Below are 25954 nucleotides of genomic sequence, written 5' to 3' on the forward strand. Positions count from 1 at the left end.
TATATTTTGATTAAGAAGGTTTGCTTATGCAGTTTGTATCATTTGGATTTCTGATCATGTTGCCGATTGTGGCGCTGATCAATTTCTTTATTCCAAGAAAATACAGATATATCTGGCTCCTTGTTGTCAGTGCTCTCTTTTATCTGAGCCTTGATATGAAGGCTGCAGCTGTTATGGCAGGAACCATTGTGGTGACTTACTTTGCAGCTCTTTTGATGGAAAAAGTATCAGGCGGAGCTGACGAGGTCAGGCCTAAGTCTGCAGCTGTGATTCTTGCACTTGCGATTGTCATTGAAGTCGCTGCTATGCTGGTGTTCAGAAGTGGCAAGATTCTCGGGGCTATCGGTATCTCTTTTTACATGCTCAAATCTATCGGCTATCTGGTGGATGTGTATAGAGGCGACGATATCGCAGAGCACAATCCGCTTATGCTGGCGCTGTTTGTGTCATTCTTCCCTCAGGTATTATCCGGACCTATCGAGAGATCGGGAAACATGATGCCACAGTTTGCATATCCTGTAACAGTGGACTTTGACAGATTCAGGGATGGCTTCCTTCAGTGTCTTTGGGGCTATTTCTTAAAGCTTGTTATCGCGGACAGACTGGCGATATTTGTTAATTCTGTTTATCAGGCTCCTGAGTCGGCTCAAGGTACTATTGTTGCGATCGCAACGGTGCTCTATTCATTTGAGATTTACTGTGACTTTGCAGGATATTCTGCCATTGCTATCGGTGTTGCAAGGATCCTTGGCATAGATGTCATGAAGAACTTCGACAGCCCATATATGGCTAAGAGCATAGCTGAGTTCTGGAGAAGATGGCATATATCTCTGTCCAGCTGGCTAAAGGATTATATTTATATTCCTCTTGGCGGAAACAGGAAGGGAACAGTCAGGAAGTATATCAATGTCCTTATTGTGTTCGCAATAAGTGGTATCTGGCATGGATCAGCACTTACATTCCTGGTTTGGGGCTTGCTCCATGCTGTTTATCAGATTCTGGGATATGTTACCCAGCCTATAAGAGACAAGGTTGTTGAGACTTTGAAGATAGACAGAAACGGTCTTTCCCACAGGACCATGAAGACGATATTTACATTCCTCTTGGTTAATCTGGCGTGGGTGTTCTTCAGGGCAAGTTCTCTGGAACAGGCACTGTTGATCATCAAAAAGAGCTTTGAATTTACACCCTGGGTGCTTAGCGATGAGACGCTCTTCAAGTTTGGACTTTCCCATGGCAGTTTCAACATTGGAATTGCAGGAATAGTTCTTTTGATAATAATGGATGTTTTGAATTTCAACGGTGTTGAAATGAGAGAGAGGATCATTAAGCAGAGCATCTGGTACAGATGGATCATAATGATCGGGGCAATACTCGCCATCCTGATATTTGGTATCTGGGGTGCGGGCTATAATGCATCAAGTTTTATATATCAGCAGTTTTGAGGCTTTTGAATGAAGATTAAGATTTCAAGCATTTTAAAAACAATAGCGTTCCTTGCAGTGCTGTGCGTGTGCGTGTTTGCTACAACTATTGTGCTTCGAAGCAAGGACAGTGACTTTAAGTACGGAGACTTCTTTGATAAGGCAGATCAGATTGATGTGCTGTTCATTGGATCCTCCCACGTTATCAATGCAATTAATCCGGCGGTTCTGTATGGAGAGTACGGTATAACTTCCTACAACATGGGAGGTCACGGCTCCATCATGCAGGCTACATATTGGGAGCTTAAAGAGGCGCTCCAGTACTGCAATCCCAAGTGTGTTGTGGTTGATACTTTCATGCTTCAGAAGAACTACAAGTATCTGGATGAGATGGATGAGAGCTACTCTGATGAGGAGCGCGCGAGTTCTATATCGCAGCTTCATCTGAACATGGATTGCTGGCCCCTTAATGAACTTAAGGTCGAGGCTATAAATGACCTTATCAAGGACGATGAAGTTAAGAAGCAGTTTCTGGCAGACTTCTATGTGTACCACAATAGGTGGGAAGAGCTTGATAAGAACGATTACAAGGCTATCTGGGGAACTCAGGATAGAAATGAGCTCTTTGGCGCTGAGATGAGATATGGAATGGAGCTCACACCCGGGATCTATCCTAATCCGGACGATGAAAATGGCCTTGGTGGCGACACGATTGGTGAAGAGTACTTAAGGAAGGTTATTGAGGAGTGCCAGAGCAGGGGAATAGATGTAATTGTCACCTTCTTGACCTGTAGTGCTACAACTGATGACAAAAGAGCTATCGACAGTGCGGAGATCATCTGTAACGACTACGGTGTTGAATTTGTTAACATGCAGGATCTTGGAGTAGTTGATCTGTACACTGACCTTAATGATACCGGACATATGAATGCTCTTGGATCAATCAAGGCAACGAAGTACCTTGGAGAGATTCTGGCAGAGTCCGGAGATCTGACTGACCACAGAGGTGATGACGCATACGCTGACTGGCAGAGGAAGACTGATGCTTTCCACAATGATATATATGAGATGGCTGTTCATTCCGACAGCATTTATCAGCAGCTCAACTACCTGTCAGAAGGAAACGTAAGCTCGATTATTTACATCAACGATGGTTCTCAGGCGTTCGGTGATACTCAGTTCCAGCGGCTTATTCACAACTATACTGTGACGCCCAAGATTTATCATACGGATGGGCCTTATATCCTTATCAATGATGTGGCATCGGGTAATATCTATGAGGCCAGCGGCAGTGAAGCTCTGGATGGAGTAAGTACCAGTCTCGGAACGGTCCACTATCAGCCGGTAGAGCACTTGTTTAGGCTCTTCTATACAGATGAGGATCCGGAGAACAATCTTTTATACGACGATTCAAGATTTGAGTATGACATACAGATAATCACCTACGACAGTGAGTCGGGGGAGATATTGTCACATAATTATTACAAGTCATACGGCAGTAACTATACTAAGGGTTAATTATTTCAGGAGGGATTTTATGAGCGATAAGATTTGCATAGTTGGCATTGCAGGAGGAACAGCTTCAGGCAAGACTACAATCGTAAGGAAGATCAAGGAGTCTTTTGGCGACGATATTGTTGTCATCAATCACGATTCCTACTACAAGGCTCACAATGACCTCTCTTATGAGGACAGGAGCAGGCTTAACTATGATCATCCTGAATCATTTGATACAGATCTTATGATCGAGGATGTTAAGAAGCTTAAGAACAATGAGGAAATCGATATGCCTGTTTATGATTACACAATTCATAACAGGTCCGATGCGACAGTTCATGTTGTTCCCAAGAAGGTTATCATCGTAGAGGGTATTCTTATCCTTGAGAGCAAGGAACTTCGTGACCTTATGGATATCAAGGTCTTCGTTGATACAGACGCTGATGAGAGACTGATGAGAAGAATAAGGCGTGACATGGTTGAGCGTGCAAGAAGTATTGAGTCAATCCTCAGCCAGTACAGAGAGACTGTTAAGCCCATGCATGAGCAGTTTGTTGAGCCCAGCAAGAAGTATGCGGATATCATCATCCCCCGCGGTGGTGAGAACCTGACAGGTATCAACATTCTTCGTGAGCACTTAAAGCTCATGATGGCTGACTGATATACTATTTGTTTGATTGAGAGGGCAATCTTGTGGGAGTTGTTATTTCTGTTTTGCAGCTGCTATTGTGGCTGCTGGTAGTTCCCTTTTGTATAGGGCTGCTTTTTAACTTCATATTGCCTGAGTTTAGAAGGACTGTGGGGATAACATTTATATTGGGCTATCTGGTCTACATGGCTGTGTTTGAGGTAATTGCCATAACCAGTATGTTCAAAGTAGTATACAGTGCTTTTACCTACTGTAGGAGAAGTTTTATTATTGCAGTGCTTCTCCTTGCAGCGTTCGGAATAGCAAGAAGTATCAGGATACTGAATGACGCTGATGGGAAGTTCTTAGCTCTTTTCCCAGGCGAAGCTCATGCTGATATTAGAGATCTCCTTAATCCGAGAACTGATCCTAAGACTTACAAGGCTGACTACACCTTAGAGAGCAGAGTTTATTGGGGAATATTCTTTGCTATCATGGCATTTCAGATGATCATGAGTGTTGCGATGGCAAGCTTTGACGGAGACGATGCGTACTATGTTGTGGAGTCTTTGTTGGCGCAGCAGGCGGATGTTATGAATACCATCCTGCCATATACGGGTATGTCGACATCGCTTGATATAAGGCATGCACTGGCTGTTATTACCATGTGGATCGCCTTTGTGGCTAAGCTCAGTGGCATTCATGCAACCATCGTATCTCACAGTATAATTCCGCTGTTCTTTATTCCTCTGGTTTATCTTGCTTATGTTGAGATCGGAAGGATACTGTTCAGGAGCAGACAACAGCTGATACCGGTGTTTATGATCGTGGTGTCGCTCCTTCTGATGTTCGGAAATGTATCTATTTATACGCCGGCGACGTTCTTTTTGATGAGGACATGGCAGGGTAAGGCGCTGGTTTCGAACCTGGTGTTCCCGATGATCCTCTGGCTGTTCCTCTGGATGTTTGAGGATTCAAAGATGGAAGAGAGGACGAGCTTTAGGACTGCATGGATAATGCTGACTCTGGTGAATATGCTGTCCGGGGTATGCAGCTCATTGGGTGTTATTTTTGGAAGTGGTCTGATAGCTCTTTTGACTCTGGTACTGCTTGTTGTGACTAAGAGATGGACTGTGATCCTGGGAGCGTTTCTCTGCATCATTCCCAATATCATTTACCTTGGAGTTTATTTCTCCGTTTGGTTGAGGTTCTGAGTATGTATGGTATTTTTATGGAGTGTTGGGTTGCTCTGAAATTGTATTTTGGCAATCCGCTATTGGCAATCCTTCTGGTGGCATCAGCGATTTACATCATTGTCGCCGAGAAGGACCTGAAAAAGAAAATACTTCTGGGGATTCTGCCGATTGTGATTCTGGCGGGATTTCTTTTCCCTGTGACAAAGATAGTCTATGTGGCTGCCTTTGATGATGGGAGTGATACTTATTACCGCGTGCTCTGGCTCGTGCCTATGTATGTGGTGATTGGTTATGCTGCCTGCAAGCTGGTGTTTAGCTTTGAAAACAAGATGAAGCAGCGTATCGCGCTTGTTGTTACGCTTGTTGTGGTGGTGATCTCAGGTCATCTTGTTTATCTGAATCAGTATATGTCTGTGGCACAGAATCTGTATCACATTCCGCAGCATGTGATCGAAATATGTGATGTTATTGCGCCTGCTGATGGCGAGGACAGAGTAAGGGCTGCATTTCCTTCTGAACTGGTGCACTTTGTCCGTCAGTACGATACTGATATATTGATGCCTTTCGGCCGCGAGATGGTAGTTACACAGTGGGATTATTATAACCCTGTTTATGAGGTTATGGAGAAGCCCGAGATTATTGATGCTGAAGAACTTCTTGACGCTACCAGACAGACCGGTTGCAGATATATTGTTCTTGCCAAAGATAGGAAGATCAATAAAAATCTGACAACGCTGGGTCTGAAGCTGATCAAGACAATTGATAATTACTATATTTATGAGGATCCGCAGGTGTATTCTTAACAGCTGACATCCAGGATCTGTGCTCTTCCGTGAAGAGTCAGGGGCACTGAATCTGCCGGGATGAAGATGCAGTCGCCTTTAAAGAAGTTAAGACTTCCGCCTGTGCATCCTTCCCATCCGATACTGCCGCAGCCGTCTGTGATAAGAAGGCTGTGGAAGCTGTTGGAATCTGTTTTATATTCTGCAAGAATTCTGTTTTCTGTGTTCAGAAGCATTCTCTCAACGATGAAATATTTACATCTTGATAAAAGCTCGGTGGCATAGCCTGAGCGATATTTTATGACTCTCATGGGCTGACGGGGAGCTGCGGTTGATCTAAGGTCTGCAACTTCCAGAGCCTTATCTATGTGAAGTTCTCTTTTGTTCCCGTTTTTATCAGTTCGGTCGTAATCATAAAATCTATAGGTGACGTTGCTGCTCTCCTGGATCTCAGCAATAAGGCAGCCGGATCCGATGGCGTGAACAGTGCCCGGAGTGATAAAAAAGACATCGTTCTTGTGGGCAGGGACTTTGCTCAGGAGTTTTGTGATCTTATTTGTTTCAAGGCTCTTGCGGACGGTTTCTTTATCCACGTCCATGCTAAAGCCGTAGATGATGCTGGAGTCTTTCTTGGCATCAAGAACGTACCAGACTTCAGTCTTACCGCGAGATCCGTTTTCGTGGATCCTGGCATACTCATCATCGGGATGGACCTGAACGGACAAGTCGTTTTTTGCATCGATGAACTTTATCAGGATAGGAAGCTCGCCTTTTCCTTCGGTAAGGCTAAGGACGTGTGTGCCGAGGTATTCCGGATGAGCCTTGAGGACATCTGTAAGCTCTTTTCCCGAAGTGGTATATGAGGGTCCGTCAGGGTGCGTTGAACAGACCCAGGCCTCTGCTAAGGGGTCTGAGTCCAGTCCTAAGTTGAAATCATCATTTAGTCTGCTTCCTCCCCACAGGTAATCCTTGCTGCTGGGCCTGAGGAGAAAAGGAACGTTACCGGTCATGCTTGTCTGTCCTTTCACGAGGGCATCTCATATTTCTTTTTGTCAGCTGCGTTGATGGACTCGCCTAATTGCACTTCAATGAGCTGAAGGCCGTTGTCGCCTGCGATTACTGTGTGCTTGCATCCGGCAGCCATGGTTATGACATCGCCGGGGTGGATGTTCTGCTCCATGCCGTCAACTATGGTGCGACCGTCTCCGCTTATTACTGTCCAGACTTCATCGCGGTGGTCGTGGCTGTGATAGTTCATTTTGTGTCCGGGGTTGAGAGTTACTTTTACAGTAAGGCTTCCTTCTTCAACGTCGAGAACTCTGTAGTCTCCCCAGGACTTCTCGGCGAACATGATCTGCTGATCGATGTCGTCAACGAAAGGTTTGATGTAGGAACTCTGGTCTTTGTCTGATACAAGGATTCCTTCTGCGGAAGCTGACACTATAAGGTCGTGACCTCCCATGATAAGGATCGGTACGCCAAGTTCGTTGATGGCGTGGACGTTGGTGGAAGTGGTATCCATGCGAACGTCGCCGATAGTGCTCTCAGACATTGCCTCTGTGAGGGTGTTCCAGGTTCCGAGATCCTTCCAGGTGCCAGAGTATCTAAGGACTTCGATGGATTTCTCGGCTTCTACAACAGCGTAGTCAAAGCTTATCTTTTTGAGTGTGTCGTAGCTGCTAAAGAGTGTCTCATAGTCTGATGAGCCGAGGAGCTCGCGGCTCTTTTCCAGAACATAGGAAAGCTTGTAGGCGAACACACCACCGTTCCAGAGAGCATGACGGCTGATGTATTCTGCAGCTGTCTTCTCATCGGGCTTCTCTGTGAAGTCAAAGCCATTGTCGTTAGGAATGATATATCCGTACTTGGCTGATGGATATGTTGGCTCGATTCCCATGAGGACGAGGTTCTTGTCACCTTCCTGTGCTGCCTTGCACATATCTTCAAGGCATTTGAAGTATCCCGCATCAACATAAGGATCTACAGGGCACACAACAACTGCTTCAGTTTCGGGAACCTTCTGAACATCGTGAAGGTATGCAGTTGCGAGAGCGATGGCTGCAAATGTATCACGTCTGCAAGGCTCAACGCTGATGCCTACATCATATCCCAGCTGATTGTGGATTGCTGATACCTGTGACTTACTGGTTGCGATGGTTACAGTGGCATCAGGATCGACAGCTTTTATCTGACCGTAGATTCTCTGAACCATGGACTCGTATTCGTCTGTGCCATCTGCATTTGTCTTCTTGAATATCTTGATAAACTGTTTGGAGCGGATGTCGTTGGATAAGGGCCAAAGTCTCTTTCCGGATCCGCCGGATAGTAAGATTATATTCATTTTGATTTCTCCTTGTTTCGAAAATACAAAGCTATTATACCTATTATTGCTTATTTCTACAAATGGAGCGAAATGGTCCCTTTGCTCAGGCTCAGCTGACTCTAATTTGCATCACAAGGCGACATATGTTCTACGTTGGTTGGAAACGTGATATCGACCACCCCACAACTCACTTCCATATAAAAAATAGTTGGAAATTTCAAAAAGGGTTTTTGCGTCACATAGGACTCACCTGGAAATATCTGGCAAAAACTACGTCACAACGTGCCTTGTAGCCGATAGTTGTGATGTAGCCAAAGTATTAGATATGAAATTTTAACTTTTTGGCCTTGAAAAAACTTTTGTAATTTCCAACTAGTTTTCCATATACAAATTTTTGTGATGCTTTTCAAAAACACGCTCCAACCAAGACTCCATTATAAAGGGCGTTGTGATGTACTTTTGACCGCGTAATTCCCCACACATGAAAAATGAGTCAAACTGAAACGTCCCCAGTGACTCAAAATGAGTCAATGGGGACGTTTCAGTTTGACTCACAAGAATTTGCACGAATACTTCAGATGGCTTAAACTAGTGGGAGTGATATTAGTTGGGGATTGTTAGATGCTATTTAATTCTTACGGTTTTATTTTGATATTCTTGCCGCTGTTTGTGATCTTGTTTTACGTTGCAAGAAATGCGGCTAATAAAGATCAGAAGTATAGGGATGTGTGTAAATGGATCATTATCATTGCATCTCTGGTTTTTTATGCCCCTTTTGGAGTTAGGAATCTACTGGTACTAGCAGTAAGTGTTGTTGTGAATGGAGTACTGGCAAGGCTCTTAGCAAAAGAAAGACTGAACATAGACAGGAAAACAGATGCAGATGTAAGAACTAATCCAGGTACTTCGAGAAGCAAGATGATTCTTGTGATTGCTCTTCTGGCTAATGTCGTTTCTTTACTTTTCTTTAAGTTCTCGGGAGTATTCTTCCCGGTGGCTGTCAGCTTCTATACTTTTAATCAGATCTCTTATGTTGTTGATGTGTATAAGGGAGAGATTGAGGACTTCAGCTTGGTCGACTATCTGGCGTACATACTATTCTTCCCAAAGATTCTTCAGGGACCGCTCATGGGATATGAAGAGTTCAGCAAGAAGCTAGATGAGGCTATTGGTACGGAACCAGCAATAGACTACGACCTCCTCCTCAGATCTCTTTTCCTCTTTTCCATGGGACTTTTCAAAAAAGTCATCCTCGCTGACACATTTGGCAAAGCAGTAGATTTCGGCTTCGATGCCGTGGCGGGTCTAGGAAGCCTTGAAGCCATTCTTGTTGCAATATTCTATTCATTCCAGTTGTATTTTGATTTCAGCGGCTATTGTGATATGGCATCTGCTGTGTGCATGATGATCGGATTTGACCTGCCACTGAATTTCGATTCACCATATAAAGCGGTCAATATCCTTGATTTCTGGAAGAGATGGCATATTACTCTGACGAAGTTTTTTACCAAGTATGTTTATATACCGCTTGGCGGAAATCGTAAGGGCATGGCGAGAATGTATGTTAACCTCATGATTGTATTCCTGGTAAGTGGCTTGTGGCACGGCAATGGCTGGAACTTTATCGTTTGGGGAGCTATGCACGGCGTTCTGTACGTCATTACAAGAATGGTTCGTGGCAAGAAAGAAGATAAATCTTTAGTACCCGTACGTGTTGTGAAGACTCTTTTAACATTTATTTATGTGACCCTGGCGTGGGTGTTCTTCAGGGCAAGCAGCATAAGTCAGGCAATAGAGTTGATCACGCGCATGTTTGTTGGCGGAAGTAAGAGGATTGCAACTCAGTTATCAGCCTGCTTCCAGCTCGATGAAATCTGGTATGTGATAAAGGTTACGCCTATTATGAAGCTGCCATTTGCGTGGGAGAGCTGCATGTGGCTGTTCCTGATTGTGGCGGTGGTCATCATTTTCTTTTCCCAAAATGCGATTAGCATTGCTAAGAGCTGTAAGATTGGCGTGAAGACAACGGTTGCGACTGCAATACTTCTTGTATGGAGCATTATCTCTCTTGCGGGAGTGAGCACATTCCTGTATATGAATTTCTAAATATCAAGTTTGTTGATTGGTAGATTATGAATAATAGCGATAGTCAGAAGAAACTGAATAAACTGTTCTGGGGCCTGATAGCATTTGTTGTGCTGGCGCTGGCGCTGGTGGCTGCTCTGGTGGTGTATGTGGATCCGTTCTTTCATTACCATACTCCGCTGAAGGGCTTTCCTTATGTTGTTGACAACCAGTTATCTCAGAATCCCGGAATGGCTGTGAACATGGACTACAACGGATGTATCATCGGATCATCCATGACGGTTAACTTTGATACGGATGATTTTAAAGAGCTTTTGGGATATGACACGGTTAAGCTCAGCTACAGCGGTGCTTATCCCAAGGATGATTACAACATCCTCTCGATCGTGTTTGATGAGTCGAGTCATGCAAGGCAGACGCAGCCTATGGGAGCAGTGTTCTTTGCTATGGATATCCCGACCATGACGGCAGATACTGAGGAGACCAAGTATCCGCTGCCGGAGCATCTCTATGATGACAATATCTTCAATGATGTAAAGTATGTCCTGAACAAAGACGTGCTGTTCCAATATATCTTCAGGCCGGTAATTCAGGGCAAGGGTTCTGACCTTTCTGAGATTTATGCCAGCTGGTGGACTCCGGATTATTACAACATTCAGTGGGTCATGCACACCTATGAGGAGCCGGAGAAGTCAGATGTTGTCTATACTGCAGACGATGTTCTGCCAATGACTCAGGCGAATCTGGAAAAAAATATTTTGCCTTTCGTTGAGGAAAATCCTGAAACGCAGTTCTATTTCTTTTTCCCGCCTTATAGCATTCTGTATTGGCATAACCTGAAGCAGGAGGGATTTTATGAGGCGGCCTTTGCGCAGTATCAGTACGTTGCTGACAGGCTGCTTGAGTACGACAATGTTCATCTCTTCTATTTTCAGACCATGGATGAAGTGACGGACCTTAACAACTACGCGGATTATTCTCATTACAAACCCGAGATCAACAGATATATGGTAGAATGTTTTAGTGACGATTCTCATCGGATAACTTCTTCAGAGCAGATGGCAAAAGAGCTAACGAAGATGCGTGGGATTGTAGAGAGCTTCGATTATGAAGAGCTCTTTTCACAAGATTGGTAAATAAAAAGGACGGAAGATTATGAGCAAGACAGAAGATCAGAGTAAAGAAAATCAGGGCATTCCCAAGTGGGCGTTTGTCGCTGTGCTTGGAGTAATCCTGGCGGTTATAGTGTTCTCAGTGGTTAAGCTGTGGATCTGGAATCAGGGAACGGCTGAGACAGAGGGTGTTGTCGAGGGCGACTTTTCAGTAGAGGTCATGGACCAGATATTCCTGCTGCCTGAAGATAAGAAGGCTATGCACGAGGATGACGGGCAGGAGACGATTCTTTTCCTGGGAAATGATATCCTGACTTACTACAGCAATGAAGAGGGTGTGGTTGAGCAGATTGGAAGCAAGCTCGGCGCAAACTGTATCAATGCCGGTTTCCCGGCTTCTACCGTGGCGCTTAAGAATGCTGAATATACTGATGACTATGCGCTTGATGCCTTCAGCTTCGTAAACGTGGCCAAGGCCATTGCAAATCGCGACTTCTCACAGATGGCTTCTGCAGCGCAGAAATTTGAAGATTCAAATTACGATAATCATACTGAGACGCTTGAGGCGCTTGATATGAACAGTGTTGATACATTGGTGATCTTTTATGATGCGCAGGATTATATCAATCTGCGAATCGGAATGAATCCTGATAATGACTCTGATCCGCTGACTTACAGCGGCGCTTTGAATGCCGGGATAAAGACAATTCAGGAAGCATATCCGTTCATCAGGATTGTATGTATGTCTTTTCCTATGTGCTATGCATATGATAATACCGGATCGCTTGTTAATGGCGATATGTATGACTTCGGAAACGGAAGGCTCACAACATATCTGCAATTTATGATCGATGTGTCAGGGGCAACCGGAGTGTCTTTTGTCGACAACTACTACGGAACTATCCATGAGGACAACAGTTCGGAGTGGCTTCTTGATAATATCCATGTGAATGCTGCATGCAACAAGCATATGGCTGAGCATTTCGCAAAAGTAATCTATGGCGTGGAGTGAGTTGGTTAATGAATTCTGAGAGTAAAAAAGGAATCAGAAAACTGGATATAGTTATGCTGCAGTTCTCAGTGATGGTCTACTCGCTGTCGACCGTTGCGGGAAATATGGCGTCCAAGCATGAATTTCTGAGCCCGGGGTATATATTGTTCTTTGGGCTGGATTTCTGCATTCTGGGCGTTTATGCCATTTTGTGGCAGCAGATAATTAAGAGGTTTCAGCTTTCGATAGCGTATGCTAATAAGGCTATGACGCTGCTTTGGTCTATGGTATGGAATTTCCTGATCTTCAGCCAGGGGATTACTGTGAAGAAGGTTATCGGAGTACTAGTCGTAATGGCCGGCGTAATTGTGATGAATATGGGGGAGGGCAAAGATGCTTAACATTTTCATGCTCGTAATGATCTTTGGCGAACTCCTGGCATCAATTTCGCAGGTGCTTCTGAAAAAGAGCGCGCAGAAGGAATATCCAAGTCGGATCAGGGAATATCTGAATGTCCTGGTGATCGGGGGATATGGGCTTTTGGTTGTATCCATGTTTGTAGGGATCCTGTGCTACAAGCATCTGGGATACATGGGAACTGTTATCATGGAGCCTGTTGCTTATATTCTTGTGATGATCCTGTCCAGGCTTGTGTTTGGGGAAAAGTTTACGAAGAACAAGCTTATTGGAATGGGGCTTATCATTACCGGAATTGTTGTTTTTTATCTGTGATCTGATTTTAATGATTTGGGAGAGTAAAGGTATATGTTGCTTCAAACAACAACTATAGTTTTTCTTTTGGCCATGGTCTTTCTTTTCAGGATTTCTCCTGGGAAAATTCGTAAGTATGTATTGCTAATAGGGAGTGTGGCGTTTATTTACAGCGAAGGTGGCGTAAGTGGGCTGGCTGTGCTGGCAGTTATCACGCTGATGACGTGGCTGGTGGGGCTGGCTATGGGAAACGCTCATGACTCCAAAACAGTACTAATGACGGTCAGTATCGCTGTATTGGCGCTGATCTTGTTTGGGTGGAAATATGTTCCATGGATGATGGGACGGTTCGGGAACGGTGAAAACAGCATGGGTGCGCTGGCTGCGATGCCGATTGGCCTTTCGTTTTACACGTTCCAGGCGATCAGTTATATTGCGGACCTGTATATGGGAAGGCTTGTGGAGCCGGAGAAGAATCCCTTTAAGTTTGCGCTCTACATGATGTGGTTCCCTAAGTGGATGAGTGGTCCTATCGAGAGGGCCGGGGAGTTCTTTGAGCAGATAGAGGCCAGCAGCAGGGCGAAGATATTTGATCTGGACAGATTCATTCGCTGCATGTCGTATCTGGTCTGGGGACTTTTTATGAAGCTGGTTATTGCTGACAGGCTTGGTGTTGTGGTGGATGCTGTGTATGCGGATATGGCATCTTGCGGATTCCTTACTATGATGCTGGCATCGGTGTTGTATACTATACAGATTTATTGCGACTTTGCGGGTTATACCAACAGCATGATCGGTATTTCCGGGCTGTTTGGGATTGAGCTGACTCAGAACTTTAGGACGCCTTATCTGGCGCAGTCTACCACTGAGTTCTGGCGCAGGTGGCATATTTCTCTCAGTAATTTCCTCAAGGATTATATCTATATTCCGTTGGGCGGAAATCGCAAGGGCGAAGGCAGGAAGATGATCAACACTCTTGTGGTGTTTATTGTGTGCGGACTTTGGCACGGAGCCGGGCTTTCGTTCATGGTTTGGGGACTGCTTCATGGGCTGTTCAATATCTGTGCGGGGCTTTGTAAGAAGGCGAAGCTTAAGTTTGCGATACAGGGAATTTCCGGCCAGGTAATTACATTCTGTCTTGTGTCTTTTGCCTGGATATTCTTCAGAGCAAATGGCCTTACTGAGGCGCTTAGGTTCGTCGGTGGCATGATTCCGGGAGTTAATGGTATGGCGCCTTTGGCGGGAATGGCGGTCGCGGATAAGATGATGTTGGGGATTTCTACCATGGAGTGGTGGGTCGCTGTGCTGGCCGTGGCGTTGATGGTTGTTATGGATGTTCATGCCTGGATGAAAAAGAGTGTGCTGCCGGAGGTTGTTGCTGTGGAATGGGGCGATGTTGCGCGCTCGGTATTCATTGTGGTGATCGCTCTGGTGGTTTTGGTGTTTGGAAAATACGGCTCAGGTGAAGCAATCAGAAGCTTCATGTATATGAGTTTTTAAGGGAGGGAAGTGTTTTTTATGAAAAAGATAATTGCGACAATTCTCTCTATAGTTGTGTTGGCGGTTGCGCTATGGGGCGCGGATTTCGTGCTCAAGGACAGGACGGATCACGGCGTTAAGCAGTGTCTTGCCATGTATGAGCAGCCTAAGGATTCCATTGATGTTGTTATGCTGGGCTCCAGCCATGTGCATTATGGTGTTAACACGGCTAAGCTATGGGAGGAGTACGGGATTTCGGCATTTGATTTTTCGTCGGCGGAGCAGCCTCTATGGATTTCGTATTACTACCTGAAGGAGATGTGCAAGACGCAGAAGCCTAAGGTTGTGGTGCTGGATTTCTTTACGCCGGCGGCATTTCAGGATGAATACAAGTACAAGTACACTCACCTGGCAGACTCGATGAATGGATTCAGGTTCGGGGTGAACAAGCTCAAGATGATGTGGGCGAGCTTTGATGGAGAGAAGGAAAACTGGAACAAGTATTTTCCGGGATTCTTTGGCTATCATGACAGGTATGATGCACTGGAAGATGAGGATATAGAGGAATTTAAATATGATTATGTGAACTTCAAGGGATTTACGCCGTATTTTCAGATGAATCCTGTTTCGGCGCCGGGTATCAATCCCAGCGAGGTTCTGGCGCCATCCGATAAGTCGATTGAGTATCTTCAGAAGATTGTGGATTATACCAAGGCGAACGGGATTGAGCTGTACCTGACAATTGTGCCTTATCATGTCAATGAAGAGCAGGTTATGGATCAGATCCAGGCTGAGGATCTTAGGTATAACTGGCTTGTGCAGTATGTGGCGCAGCAGAACGAGGCTGGGAATACGCATGTGTACTTTGATTACACTGTGCAGCACTACTGGGATATCGGGATTGACTTTGAGAGTGGCCAGGATACCTATGACGGGTCACATTTGAATTACTACGGAGCGACAAAGTTCTCACACTATCTTGGCGCGCAGCTAAGGAATCTGTATGGCGAGGAAGTGCTTCCTGATCACCGCGGGGATGAGTATTACAAGTCCTGGGATGTGAATGCGGAGGAGATGAAGAAGGTTGTTGAAGAGAACAGATTCGAGTGGAGGTAAGGATATGCGCCACAGGCCTTGATTGGGGGCTGTGGCGTTTTCTATTTGGGGAGACTTTATTGTGGAGTTGTGATGCTGTGGGGTTAGACTTTATGACTTCTTGGTTGCTACTGCATCACAAGAGGCTGTATCTGGTGTTGTTGGTTGGATTTACTTTTTGAAAAGCATCACAAAAATTGTTATATGAAAAAATAGTTGGAAATTACAAAACTTTTTTACCTGGAGGATTTCTAAAATTTCATGCCTAACGCAGAGGCTACATCACAACTACGGGCTACAAGGTACTTTGTGATGTGGCTTTTTGCCAATATCGTTGTGTGGCTTCAAAACCTTTTTTGAAATTTCCAACTATTTTTCATATGGAAGTGAGTTGTGGGGTGGTCGGAATAACGTTTCCAACCATGTGAACAATACTGAGGAGTTGTGATGCACGGCAAGCTGAAAATGAGTGCAATTGACCGCAATTGACTACTTTGGTTGTTAGAATGGTTAATAAATGGTAAAATCTTCATAAGTATTGTGTTTTTTTCTTGATATATACAATATATTGTGAGATGATTTTACTCGTTTGATGTGCCTTGTGGGGAAGTATAGAAGGCATTCATATTTGAGGAGAGAAAGTATGAAAAGAAGTCTTAAGTTATTTAATAAAATTGGAAAGAAGCCTCGCCGAAGACAGGACGTCAAGGATTACGACGAGGAGTTCGAAGAGGACTACTACGAAGACGAGGAATACGACGAAGAATTTGAAGAAGAATACGGTGATGAGGACTACCGTGACGATGATGAAGATTATCGTGATGAGGATTATCCGGAAGATGATTATCCAGAGGAAGATTATCCCGAGGACAGGTCGTACAGCAGAGAGAAGCATGGCGACTTCGATCAGGAGTTAAGGGAAGATGATGACTTCGATGTGGATACAAATCGCAAGAGATATGAGGATGAGTATCCTGAAGAAGACAAGTATTCTGAGGAAGAAGAATATCCTGAAGAGGATGAGTATCCTGAAGATGTAGTAGCTGAGGATAGTAATGTGGTTCCATTCCCCGTTAAGGCTGAGTCAGAGCCTGAGGATGACTACAGTGATGAAGATTACTTTGAAGAGGAATCGTATGAAACTGATTCGAAGTATGAAGACAGTAGCTATTCTGAAGAAGCTAAGTATCGCGACGAGCTAGAAGATGCGGAAGATGGCGCAGATTATCGTGATGAAGTAGACTACGAAGATGAAGATTATGACCCGGAGTTCGAAGAAGACTACGGCGATCAGGTAGAAGGCCGTTACAAAGATGAAGATGATTATCCTGATGAAGAGGATGATCGTTATGAGGATGAGGACGACTATCCTGAAGACGACATAGATGATCGCTACGACGATGAACGCGACTACCGCGACGCAGAAGACTACGATAGATACGAAGAAGAGTACGACGAAGATTACGGCAGATATGATGAAGACTACCGTGACGACGAGGATGATTACTACGCTGCAGCTGCCGTAGCACGTGGTGGAAGAGGCGGACGCGATAGCGGAAGGTCTTCTCGTGCTTCAAAAGCTGACAAGAAATCGGGTCGTGACAAAAAAGACAGAGATCGCAGAAGACGCGGTGGATCAGGTGCCGGAGCCAAGATAATTGAATTTGTTAAGAATACCTCTTTTGCAGAGCGCGCAGCGGCTATTGTAGCTATTCTTCTCGTGATTGGTGGTCTTATAACCATGTCATTCTACAGAGATGCTCTGGGAAGGACTGCTGAGATCAATTCCTTTGCTGAGGTTGGAGCCGGAATGCAGTTCGATGATGTTATTGGTTCGACAGGTCTTTTGGCAGTGGCAGATGCAGAGCGTGCAAGAGCCATGACAGCAGGCATCGTCATGGAGGAAGAAGAGGAAGAAGAGGAAGAGGTCGCCGACGATGCACAGGGAGTTACCATTAAGATGACTCTCACTACCATCAAGAGCGACATGAAGATAAAGTTCATCAACTCGGAGACTAACAAGCTCGTTGCAAACGTGCCTTTCACAGTTGATGTTGTTACTCCTGACGGAACAAAAGTAACTTACGATGATCACGACAAGGACGGAATCATCTACAAGAATAACCTGACAGCCGGCAAGTACAAGGTTACACCTAACGCACTGCCTTCTGAATTCAGCAACTATGCTCTTGAACTTGGAACCCAGTCCTTGACCATCAAGGACACAGTCGAGACTAAGGTTGTCGATGTCAGCAACGAGATCAAGAAAGAGTCTCAGGTCAATGCGGCAAAAGAGGATACGGCGGTCCAGGAAGTTGTTGAGTCAGCGCTTACTGATACGGTTGAGTGGGTTGATTCAAACCAGGGAAGTACAAGTTCTGGCAGTGGCAATTATAACTATGAGCAGATAAATAAAGATACAATTGCTGATCCAAGTACAAGCTCAATGATTCCTACAGGAACAATCAGAAGACTTTCAGCTTCCAGGGGAAGAACAGAAGGTGCTTCCACAGATGCATCAACTGAGGGTTCGACAGTTGCAGGTGCCGGAAGAACCGGAGATGACACCAATCCTGATGATGCCGGAAACAACGGATCCGGCGAAGGTGGCAGCCAGGATTCAGGCAGTGGTTCATCTTCAGGAGATGGCGTTTCAACAGATGCTTCCGTAGAAACACCTAAGGATATGACTGTTTCTATATCAAGTTCAAGCCTCGAAGTAGGACAGACAGCCAATATCTCTGTTTCAGGTCCAAGCTCTTTTACCTGCACATCAAGTGATGAGGCGGTAGCTACTGTGTCAAACGATGGAACAGTAACTGCCAAGGGCGAAGGCAGCGCAACCATTACGGTTAAGGCTGATGGCTACAACAATGGCAGCGTTAGCGTTTCTGTTAAGAAGGCTGAAGTTGTGCTCAAGGACATGACACTCAGCAGCACAAACATAAACATGAAGGTCGGGGAAAAGACAAAGCTCACAGCCACAGGTCCTTCATCAGTTACATTTAGGTCAAGCGCAGACAACATCGCAGCAGTTGGCAGCGACGGAACAATCGAGGCTAAGGCAGAAGGCAAGGCTACGATCACTGTTACAGCTGATGGATACAAGGATGCAACAGCAACAGTAAATGTAGCAAAGGCAGATGAAAAGCTCATCACCTTCACATCAAGCCCATCACCGTTTAGCATTGCGAAAGATGCAACCGGCAAGCTCACTGTTTCAGGAATTGATGCAAATGCTGTTACATTCAAGAGTTCCGATGAAAAGATTGCAACAGTTGCTAAGGATGGAACAGTAAAGGGTGTTGCGGAAGGTAAGGCAACAATCACTATTTCTGCATCGGGATACAAGGACGCAACAATAGAAGTTACCGTAACCAAGAACAGCGACAAGACGGTTGAGATGAATGCGACCAAGGTTACTCTTGTTCAGGGAAGAACCTTTAAGCTTGCTCCTAAGGATGCAGGCAAGAAGGTGACATATTCATCTGCAAAGAGCGATATTGCATCAGTTGGCGGTGATGGAACAATTACCGGTGTTGGTGCAGGTAGCGCAACAATTACCTTTAAGTGCGACGGCTACAAGGACGGAACTGTAGAAGTAACAGTCATCAGCAAGACTACAGTCCTCAAGGACAAGAACGGAAACACCGTTTATGTGAAGAACGCCAACGGCGATTATGTTGAGGCGACTTACGACGATTACTACAAGGGGTCAACCTTCTATCTCAGAAAAGAGAAATCAGGCCCTGACGTTAAGCAGGGATGGTGGACCATCGATGGCAAGACTTACTACTTTGACAAGAATGGTAACTACGTAACCGGTGAGCAGGTCATCAAGGGTGCCAAGTACACATTCGGCAGCGATGGAGCTCTTTCATCTTCATCAGGAACGCTGGGAATTGACGTCAGCAAGTGGAATGGAAACATTGACTGGAATAAGGTTAAGAACAACGGTGTTAACTTTGTAATCATCCGCTGCGGATACAGAGGATCTTCAGCAGGTGCGCTCATCGAGGATCCTAAGTTCAGAGCAAATATCAAAGGCGCTCAGGCAGCAGGACTCAGAGTTGGTGTTTACTTCTTCTCACAGGCGGTCAACGAAGTTGAAGCCGTAGAGGAAGCGTCCATGTGCATCAACCTTTGCAAGGGTTACAGCCTCAGCTTCCCTATCTACATCGACGTTGAGGGAAGTAACGGCCGTGGTGACACCATCAGCGCAAGCCAGCGTACAGCCAATATCAAGGCTTTCTGCGGAACCATTCAAAGCGCAGGCTACAGGGCAGGTGTTTACTCCAACAAGACCTGGTTTACCAAGAACATCAATACTGCTTCATTGACAAACTACAAGATCTGGCTTGCTCAGTACGCAGCTAATGTTAGTTACACTGCGACTCGTTACGATATGTGGCAGTACACATCAAAGGGATCTGTTTCCGGAATTTCCGGAAATGTTGATATGAACATTCTCTATAACTGATTTGTTTTGATGGTGCAATGGATAAATGATTTAAAGGACAGGAGCCTTAGCTTAGGGCTCCTGTCTTTTTAATTGTGAGTCATTGGGGACGTTTCAGTTTGACTCAAAATGAGACAAACTGAAACGTCCCCGGTGACTCACACATCACAAGGCTTTAAATATTAGCCTGATGGTTGGAGTTGATTTTTTAAAAGCATCACAAAAAATCCTATATGAAAAATTAGTTGGAAATTACAAATTTTTTTTCGGGCCGGGGAAACTGAAATTTCATGCCTAGCTCTTTTCCTGCCCCACAAGTACCGGCCTACGGGTCTCTTGTTATGTACTTTCCCGCAAGTATAAGCAGATGGCCACAAAATCCTTTTTGCAATTTCCAACTATTTTTTGTATAGACGGGAGTTGTGGGGTGGTCGATAAACCGTTTCCAACCAGTGTTAATTATATAGGCGCTTGTGATGCAAATCCGTCGCCGGCAATCAACCACTTCTACTTATCCCTTCTGTGTGGTATACTTATTTAGTTAAATTATGCTTTTTTCTAGGAAAGGAATAGAGATGAGAACTTATTTAGTTACCGGAGGTGCCGGATTTATCGGCTCCAACTACATTCATTACATGTTCAAAAAGTATGACAACGAGATTCGCATCATCAACGTGGATGTCCTGACTTACGCAGGAAACCTTGAGAACCTTCGCGATGTTGAGAACCGCGACAATTATACATTTATCAGGGCTGACATCTGCGACCGCGATGCAATCAATAAGATATTTGAGGAGAACGACATCGACAGAGTTGTTCACTTCGCTGCAGAGAGCCATGTTGACAGATCAATCGTCAACCCTGAGGTTTTCGTTCAGACCAATGTTCTTGGAACAGCAACAATGCTCAACGCTGCCAAGAAGGCTTGGGAGCTTCCCGATGGCTCTTTTAAAGAGGGCAAGAAGTTCCTTCACGTTTCAACTGATGAGGTTTATGGATCACTTGATGATGACCCTAATGCATACTTCTATGAGACAACTCCATACTCACCTCACAGCCCATATTCAGCAAGTAAGGCCAGCTCAGACATGCTGGTTAAGGCATACATGGACACTTACAAGTTCCCTGCCAACATAACCAACTGTTCCAACAACTACGGACCTTACCAGTTCCCTGAGAAGCTCATTCCGCTCATCATCAATAACGCTCTTGCGGGAAAAGACCTTCCGGTTTACGGCGACGGTAAGAACGTCCGCGACTGGTTATATGTAGAAGACCACGCCAAGGCCATCGACATGGTTCAGGAAAAGGGCAGACTCTTCGAGACCTACAACGTAGGCGGACACAATGAGAAGCAGAACATCGAGATCGTTAAGACAATCATCGATACCCTGAAAGAGGAGCTTGATGACTCAGATCCTCGTAAGGCACATCTTTCTTACGACCTCATCAAGTATGTAACAGACAGAAAGGGCCACGATCGCCGCTATGCTATCGCACCTGACAAGATCAAGGCAGAGATTGGCTGGGAGCCTGAGACAATGTTCGCAGAGGGCATCAAGAAGACCATCAAGTGGTACTTCGAGAACACAGAATGGATGGAGCACGTTACATCCGGTGATTACGAGAAGTATTATTCAAAGATGTATGACAACAGGTAATAATACAAACTGAAATATTTGGAGGGATTCATCCATGAAAGGAATTATCTTAGCAGGTGGTAGCGGAACTCGTCTCTATCCGCTCACAAGGGCCATGAGCAAGCAGATGATGCCTGTTTACGACAAGCCCATGATTTATTATCCGCTTTCAACTCTGATGCTCGCAGGCATCAGGGAAGTACTTATAATCTCAACTCCAAGAGATCTTCCTGTATTTGAGGAGCTCTTTGGTGACGGAAGCCAGCTTGGCATGAAGTTCTCATACGCAGTTCAGGAGAAGCCCAGAGGACTTGCAGATGCCTTCATCATTGGTGCTGAATTTATAGGAAAAGACTCTGTGGCACTGGTGCTGGGTGACAACATCTTTTACGGTCAGAGCTTCTCTAAACTTCTTAGAGAAGTTGCATCAAGGGAAAAAGGCGCAACCATCTTTGGTTACTATGTAAGAGATCCAAGAGCTTACGGCGTTGTTGAGTTCGACGAGAACGGAAAGGCTATCAGCATCGAGGAGAAGCCTGAGAATCCTAAGAGTAACTACGCAGTTCCCGGACTTTACTTCTACGACAACAAGGTTGTCGAGATCGCCGAGAACGTTAAGCCTTCAGCAAGAGGCGAGATAGAGATAACAAGTATCAACAACGAGTATCTTAGAAGAGGAGAGCTTCGCGTTGAGACCATGGGACGCGGCTTTGCATGGCTCGACACCGGCAACCACGACTCACTTCTTGATGCATCAGACTTCGTATGCGCATTCCAGAAGAGACAGGGACTTTACATTTCCTGCATCGAGGAGATTGCTTACAAGCGCGGATTCATTGACAAGAATCAGCTCCTTGCACTTGCTGAGCCTCTTATGAAGACAGACTACGGCAAATACTTAGTGGAAGTAGCTAACGGGCTGTAACTAATGTTTTTGGGGGAGCGTTATGGACACAAGAGTTTTCAGAATGGCGATACTTACCATCCTAAGCGCCTTCATTCTGGTGCTGGTGATCGTATACGCCACTAACACAGACAAGATCAACAGCCTGTTCGGCTGGGGGCAAAAGACACAGACGGCCACTGAAGCTGCTACTGAAGAGGCCACTGAGGAAGAAATCATCTACGGCGACCAGATCGGTGACAGCTTAAATGCCTTTCTTCTTGATGAGGATTTCTTTGATGAGACTGAGAAGATCCCATCAGTAGTGGTGATCAAGAAATCTGATGCAAGCACTGATGAGGGGAGCGCAGAAAGCTCTTTTGCCGAAGAAGAGGACAGACAAGGCTCTGGAATGGCAGTAGTGGGTGAGCTCACAAACCCAAGCCTGGAGGGCGCTGCGGATTCATCGGGATACCTTACGAGCCTTCCTGATGCACCGGCCGGCGGCTACGGTCAGTACATCCCGGCAGATCAGACAATAACCGGAACTCCGGTTGGACAACCATAAAATTTATTTAGGAGAGTATTAAAGCAATGGGTAAGATAACAGTTGAAACATGCGAAATTGAAGGACTTAAGGTCATCACACCTAAGGTATTCGGCGATAACAGAGGATACTTTATGGAGACCTACAACAAGAATGATTTCGTGGAGGCAGGCATCGATTGCGAGTTCGTTCAGGACAATCAGTCAGCCAGCACAAAGGGCGTGCTTCGCGGCCTTCATTTCCAGACAGAGCATCCGCAGGACAAGCTTGTTCGCTGCATAAACGGTGAGGTTTTCGACGTGGCAGTGGATCTGCGCAAAGGTTCAAAGACCTATGGAAAGTGGTTCGGAGTTAAGCTCACAGCTGAGAACAAGAAGCAGTTCTTCATCCCTAAGGGATTTGCTCATGGATTTTTGGTGCTCTCAGATTACGCAGAGTTCGCATATAAATGCTCAGATTTCTATCACCCGGAGGGCGAGGGCGGAATAAAGTGGGATGACCCGGACGTTGGGGTTGAGTGGCCAATCACTGATGACATGAAGCTTAATCTTTCCGAGAGAGATACTAAGTGGGGAGGAATTAAGGAGCTTTGATTTCTGCAAAAAAGAAACCGACCAAGGTGGTAGCTTTGGCGGTTTTCTACACGTTGGCGCTGGCTTTGGCGCTGATACTTATCTTGCATAATAACCCGCTTGAGGATCCACACACCGCGATGCTGAAAAAGATCTGCGGATGTATTCTCATCGCTGTCGGCAGCATTTTGGTCTTTGCCTGGTACGACAGGCTCACGGTCCTTCCCGTGGAGCTCTGGAATTCCAGGAACCTCATCAAGCGCCTTGCCATCAACGATTTCAAGAAGAGATACGCAGGATCCTACATGGGTATAGTGTGGGCACTGGCTCAGCCGGTGGTCACTGTTTGTATGTATTATATTGTGTTCGACGTTGTCTTTACAGCCAAGGCCCAGGCGGTTTCCGGGGGCGTGGAAGTTCCCTACGTTCTGTTCCTTACTGCCGGTCTCGTGCCCTGGTTCTATTTCTCCGAGGCTCTGACCAACGGAACAACGTCTCTTTTAGAGTACAACTATCTGGTTAAAAAGGTACTCTTCAAAATCAGTATCCTGCCCATTATCAAGATCATCGCAGCAATGTTCATCCATATCTTCTTCATCGGAGTTATGATGATCATCGCCTGCATTTACGGCTATTATCCGAATGTTTACTGGCTCCAGCTGATCTACTATATCGGCTGCGAGTTTATTTTGGTGCTCTCCATCAGCTACGCAACCTGTGCCATCGTGGTGTTCTTCAGGGATCTTTTGCAGATCATCTCAATCGGCCTGCAGCTCTTCCAGTGGGCAACACCTATTTTGTGGAACATCGAGATCGTGCCGGATAAGTACAAGTGGCTGGTTAAGCTCAATCCCATGACTTATATTGTTGAGGGATTCAGGAACTCGATTTACGGAGATACATGGTTCTTTGAGCACTTCTATTCATCGACGTATTTCTGGCTCTTTGTGGTGGCTTCGTTCTGCCTCGGAGCGCTGATATTTAAGAGAAGTAAGACACATTTCGCAGACGTGTTATGATACTAGGGATTCAAAGTCACAATAAATCTTGCACTTGTGTAAGATTTATTGTGACCTTGAAGACCGAACAAACATAAGGAAAAAAGATATGCGAAATGAAATGAGCATATTGATTTCCGCATGTTTGTAGGATTGTGAGAGCGCTTTTTGCGAAGCAATCCGTAGTATCATAACTAAATTTCAGGGATTCATATATGGAAAAAGACACAGCGATTGAGGTCAAGAACCTCACGAAAATTTACAAACTATATGACAAGCCGATTGACCGCCTGAAGGACTCTCTTGGCCTTGCCCGTAAGAACAGGTACAAGGAGCACCTGGCCCTCAACAACGTGAACCTCACGGTCAAAAAGGGCGAGACTGTCGGCATCATCGGAACCAACGGCTCGGGAAAGAGTACCATCCTCAAGATCATTACAGGAGTTCTTTCGCCGTCATCCGGTGAAGTTAACGTAGACGGCCACATCTCTGCACTTCTTGAGTTGGGTGCCGGCTTTAACATGGAATACAACGGAATCGATAACATATATTTGAACGGCATGATGATCGGCTTCTCGGAGGAGGAGATCACCAAGCGCCTTGACGCGATCCTTGAGTTTGCTGACATTGGCGACTATGTTTATCAGCCGGTCAAGACCTACTCCAGCGGTATGTTTGTCCGCCTGGCTTTTGCGGTAGCTATCAACATTGACCCGGAGATCCTCATTGTCGACGAGGCACTCTCTGTAGGAGACGTGTTCTTCCAGGCCAAGTGTTATCACAAGTTTGAGGAGTTCAAGAAGCAGGGCAAGACCATCCTCTTCGTATCACACGATCTCTCCAGCATCAGCAAGTACTGCGACAGAGCAGTGCTCCTTAATCAGGGCGTGCTCCTGGGCGAGGGAACTCCCAAGAAGATGATCGATATTTACAAGCAGGTTCTTGTAGGACAGTATCCGCTGCCAAGTGCAGGTGATACGGAGAATCTCCTGGATGATGAGCAGATCCGCGAGGCAGCAGCAAGTGCATCCGACAAGGCAGATAAGAAGGTCAAAAAAGAGCCCGCTGCCAACCCCGACACCCTCGAGTACGGTGACGGCGCAGCAAACATAGAAGAATACTACGTAACCGACGACCGCGGAACACGCACCAATTCCATCATCAAAGGAAGCGAGTTCACAGTCCACATGAAGGTCCGCTTTAAGCAGCCCGTGGCAGCGCCCATCTTTGCCTTCACCTTCAAGAACATCATGGGTATCGAGATTACAGGCACAAACTCCATGGTGGAGAAGGCTTTCCTTGACCCGGTAGAAGCAGGAGATGTAAAAGAAATCTCTTTTACCCAGAAAATGACCCTTCAGGGCGGCGAGTACCTCATCAGCTTCGGAGTTACAGGCTTTGAGCAGAACGACTTCACGGTCTACCATCGCCTCTATGATGCGCTGAACATCACTGTTGTCTCTGACAAGAACACAGTTGGTTACTACGACATGGAATCAAAATGCGTTGTACAGGACGCTAAGGAATAAGAA

The 25954-nt window shown here is 45.6% G+C and carries 21 protein-coding genes; 19 read left to right on the forward strand and 2 right to left on the reverse strand.

All coding sequences use genetic code 11. The features are described 5' to 3' along the window. Window positions 1–26: 26 nt before the first annotated feature. Genes G633_RS0113590 through G633_RS0113610 form a run of 5 tightly spaced genes read left to right on the forward strand, consistent with a single transcriptional unit; the run spans window position 27 to window position 5548 of the window. Window positions 27–1445 carry an MBOAT family O-acyltransferase gene (locus tag G633_RS0113590; protein ID WP_026520251.1) on the forward strand — a complete coding sequence of 473 codons (1419 nt, stop codon included), beginning with the start codon at window positions 27–29 and terminating at the stop codon, window positions 1443–1445. A 9-nt stretch (window positions 1446–1454) separates the two neighbouring features. Then, window positions 1455–2942 (forward strand): hypothetical protein, encoded by a 1488-nt coding sequence (locus G633_RS0113595; RefSeq protein ID WP_026520252.1) that lies wholly within the window; start codon window positions 1455–1457, stop codon window positions 2940–2942. 19 nt (window positions 2943–2961) lie between these two features. Beyond that, complete coding sequence (gene udk / locus G633_RS0113600; protein WP_022768191.1) at window positions 2962–3582, forward strand: uridine kinase; 621 nt, start codon at window positions 2962–2964, stop codon at window positions 3580–3582. Between the two features lie 32 nt (window positions 3583–3614). Further along, window positions 3615–4763: a DUF6077 domain-containing protein gene (locus G633_RS0113605; protein ID WP_242838877.1), complete on the forward strand. Its 1149-nt coding sequence runs from the start codon at window positions 3615–3617 to the stop codon at window positions 4761–4763. A 2-nt stretch (window positions 4764–4765) separates the two neighbouring features. Then, window positions 4766–5548 (forward strand): hypothetical protein, encoded by a 783-nt coding sequence (locus G633_RS0113610; protein WP_026520254.1) that lies wholly within the window; start codon window positions 4766–4768, stop codon window positions 5546–5548. Here G633_RS0113610 and G633_RS0113615 read toward each other — a convergent pair. Together G633_RS0113615 and G633_RS0113620 are read right to left on the reverse strand one after the other, a co-directional pair. After that, window positions 5545–6555 (reverse strand): type I phosphomannose isomerase catalytic subunit, encoded by a 1011-nt coding sequence (locus G633_RS0113615; RefSeq protein WP_242838878.1) that lies wholly within the window; start codon window positions 6553–6555, stop codon window positions 5545–5547. The genes G633_RS0113610 and G633_RS0113615 overlap by 4 nt on opposite strands. Then, complete coding sequence (locus G633_RS0113620; protein ID WP_026520256.1) at window positions 6552–7868, reverse strand: sugar phosphate nucleotidyltransferase; 1317 nt, start codon at window positions 7866–7868, stop codon at window positions 6552–6554. Before G633_RS0113620 ends, G633_RS0113615 begins: the two co-directional genes overlap by 4 nt. Window positions 7869–8666: 798 nt before the next feature. Here G633_RS0113620 and G633_RS0113625 point away from each other — a divergent pair. From G633_RS0113625 to G633_RS0113695, 14 genes are all read left to right on the forward strand, one after another. After that, window positions 8667–9956: an MBOAT family O-acyltransferase gene (locus G633_RS0113625; protein WP_196804269.1), complete on the forward strand. Its 1290-nt coding sequence runs from the start codon at window positions 8667–8669 to the stop codon at window positions 9954–9956. 26 nt (window positions 9957–9982) lie between these two features. After that, on the forward strand, window positions 9983–11071 hold the full coding sequence (locus tag G633_RS0113630; protein ID WP_035771427.1) for a hypothetical protein: 1089 nt from the start codon (window positions 9983–9985) through the stop codon (window positions 11069–11071). Between the two features lie 19 nt (window positions 11072–11090). Further along, entirely contained in the window at window positions 11091–12059 is a 969-nt protein-coding gene (locus tag G633_RS0113635) for an SGNH/GDSL hydrolase family protein (protein WP_026520259.1), read from the forward strand. A gap of 8 nt (window positions 12060–12067) precedes the next feature. Then, window positions 12068–12439 carry a transporter gene (locus G633_RS0113640; protein ID WP_026520260.1) on the forward strand — a complete coding sequence of 124 codons (372 nt, stop codon included), beginning with the start codon at window positions 12068–12070 and terminating at the stop codon, window positions 12437–12439. Then, window positions 12432–12770: a multidrug ABC transporter gene (locus G633_RS0113645; protein WP_026520261.1), complete on the forward strand. Its 339-nt coding sequence runs from the start codon at window positions 12432–12434 to the stop codon at window positions 12768–12770. Before G633_RS0113640 ends, G633_RS0113645 begins: the two co-directional genes overlap by 8 nt. Before the next feature lie 33 nt (window positions 12771–12803). Then, window positions 12804–14249: an MBOAT family O-acyltransferase gene (locus G633_RS0113650; RefSeq protein WP_026520262.1), complete on the forward strand. Its 1446-nt coding sequence runs from the start codon at window positions 12804–12806 to the stop codon at window positions 14247–14249. Window positions 14250–14267: 18 nt separating this feature from the next. After that, window positions 14268–15344, forward strand: a complete 1077-nt coding sequence (locus G633_RS0113655) for a hypothetical protein (RefSeq protein ID WP_026520263.1) — start codon at window positions 14268–14270, stop codon at window positions 15342–15344. 622 nt (window positions 15345–15966) lie between these two features. Continuing rightward, complete coding sequence (locus G633_RS19465) at window positions 15967–19803, forward strand: GH25 family lysozyme (protein ID WP_051154883.1); 3837 nt, start codon at window positions 15967–15969, stop codon at window positions 19801–19803. Between the two features lie 554 nt (window positions 19804–20357). Next, on the forward strand, window positions 20358–21443 hold the full coding sequence (rfbB, locus tag G633_RS0113670; RefSeq protein WP_026520264.1) for a dTDP-glucose 4,6-dehydratase: 1086 nt from the start codon (window positions 20358–20360) through the stop codon (window positions 21441–21443). A 34-nt stretch (window positions 21444–21477) separates the two neighbouring features. Beyond that, window positions 21478–22347 (forward strand): glucose-1-phosphate thymidylyltransferase RfbA, encoded by an 870-nt coding sequence (rfbA, locus tag G633_RS0113675; protein WP_022768178.1) that lies wholly within the window; start codon window positions 21478–21480, stop codon window positions 22345–22347. Window positions 22348–22369: 22 nt separating this feature from the next. Continuing rightward, window positions 22370–22873 carry a hypothetical protein gene (locus G633_RS0113680; protein WP_026520265.1) on the forward strand — a complete coding sequence of 168 codons (504 nt, stop codon included), beginning with the start codon at window positions 22370–22372 and terminating at the stop codon, window positions 22871–22873. Window positions 22874–22899: 26 nt separating this feature from the next. Continuing rightward, window positions 22900–23445: a dTDP-4-dehydrorhamnose 3,5-epimerase gene (gene rfbC, locus G633_RS0113685; protein WP_022768176.1), complete on the forward strand. Its 546-nt coding sequence runs from the start codon at window positions 22900–22902 to the stop codon at window positions 23443–23445. Further along, on the forward strand, window positions 23442–24443 hold the full coding sequence (locus G633_RS0113690) for an ABC transporter permease (RefSeq protein WP_081647083.1): 1002 nt from the start codon (window positions 23442–23444) through the stop codon (window positions 24441–24443). Before rfbC ends, G633_RS0113690 begins: the two co-directional genes overlap by 4 nt. Before the next feature lie 194 nt (window positions 24444–24637). Further along, on the forward strand, window positions 24638–25951 hold the full coding sequence (locus G633_RS0113695) for an ABC transporter ATP-binding protein (RefSeq protein WP_026520266.1): 1314 nt from the start codon (window positions 24638–24640) through the stop codon (window positions 25949–25951). Window positions 25952–25954: the final 3 nt, after the last annotated feature.

This window comes from Butyrivibrio sp. FCS006 (assembly GCF_000424525.1).
Taxonomy (GTDB): Bacteria; Bacillota; Clostridia; order Lachnospirales; family Lachnospiraceae; genus Butyrivibrio.

Coding starts and splice junctions, on each gene's coding strand:
- G633_RS0113590 (WP_026520251.1), top strand. CDS start 27: ATGCAGTTTGTATCATTTGGATTTCTGATCATGTTGCCGATTGTGGCG.
- G633_RS0113595 (WP_026520252.1), top strand. CDS start 1,455: ATGAAGATTAAGATTTCAAGCATTTTAAAAACAATAGCGTTCCTTGCA.
- udk (WP_022768191.1), top strand. CDS start 2,962: ATGAGCGATAAGATTTGCATAGTTGGCATTGCAGGAGGAACAGCTTCA.
- G633_RS0113610 (WP_026520254.1), top strand. CDS start 4,766: ATGTATGGTATTTTTATGGAGTGTTGGGTTGCTCTGAAATTGTATTTT.
- G633_RS0113620 (WP_026520256.1), bottom strand. CDS start 7,868: ATGAATATAATCTTACTATCCGGCGGATCCGGAAAGAGACTTTGGCCC.
- G633_RS0113630 (WP_035771427.1), top strand. CDS start 9,983: ATGAATAATAGCGATAGTCAGAAGAAACTGAATAAACTGTTCTGGGGC.
- G633_RS0113635 (WP_026520259.1), top strand. CDS start 11,091: ATGAGCAAGACAGAAGATCAGAGTAAAGAAAATCAGGGCATTCCCAAG.
- G633_RS0113640 (WP_026520260.1), top strand. CDS start 12,068: ATGAATTCTGAGAGTAAAAAAGGAATCAGAAAACTGGATATAGTTATG.
- G633_RS0113645 (WP_026520261.1), top strand. CDS start 12,432: ATGCTTAACATTTTCATGCTCGTAATGATCTTTGGCGAACTCCTGGCA.
- G633_RS0113650 (WP_026520262.1), top strand. CDS start 12,804: ATGTTGCTTCAAACAACAACTATAGTTTTTCTTTTGGCCATGGTCTTT.
- G633_RS0113655 (WP_026520263.1), top strand. CDS start 14,268: ATGAAAAAGATAATTGCGACAATTCTCTCTATAGTTGTGTTGGCGGTT.
- G633_RS19465 (WP_051154883.1), top strand. CDS start 15,967: ATGAAAAGAAGTCTTAAGTTATTTAATAAAATTGGAAAGAAGCCTCGC.
- rfbB (WP_026520264.1), top strand. CDS start 20,358: ATGAGAACTTATTTAGTTACCGGAGGTGCCGGATTTATCGGCTCCAAC.
- rfbA (WP_022768178.1), top strand. CDS start 21,478: ATGAAAGGAATTATCTTAGCAGGTGGTAGCGGAACTCGTCTCTATCCG.
- G633_RS0113680 (WP_026520265.1), top strand. CDS start 22,370: ATGGACACAAGAGTTTTCAGAATGGCGATACTTACCATCCTAAGCGCC.
- rfbC (WP_022768176.1), top strand. CDS start 22,900: ATGGGTAAGATAACAGTTGAAACATGCGAAATTGAAGGACTTAAGGTC.
- G633_RS0113695 (WP_026520266.1), top strand. CDS start 24,638: ATGGAAAAAGACACAGCGATTGAGGTCAAGAACCTCACGAAAATTTAC.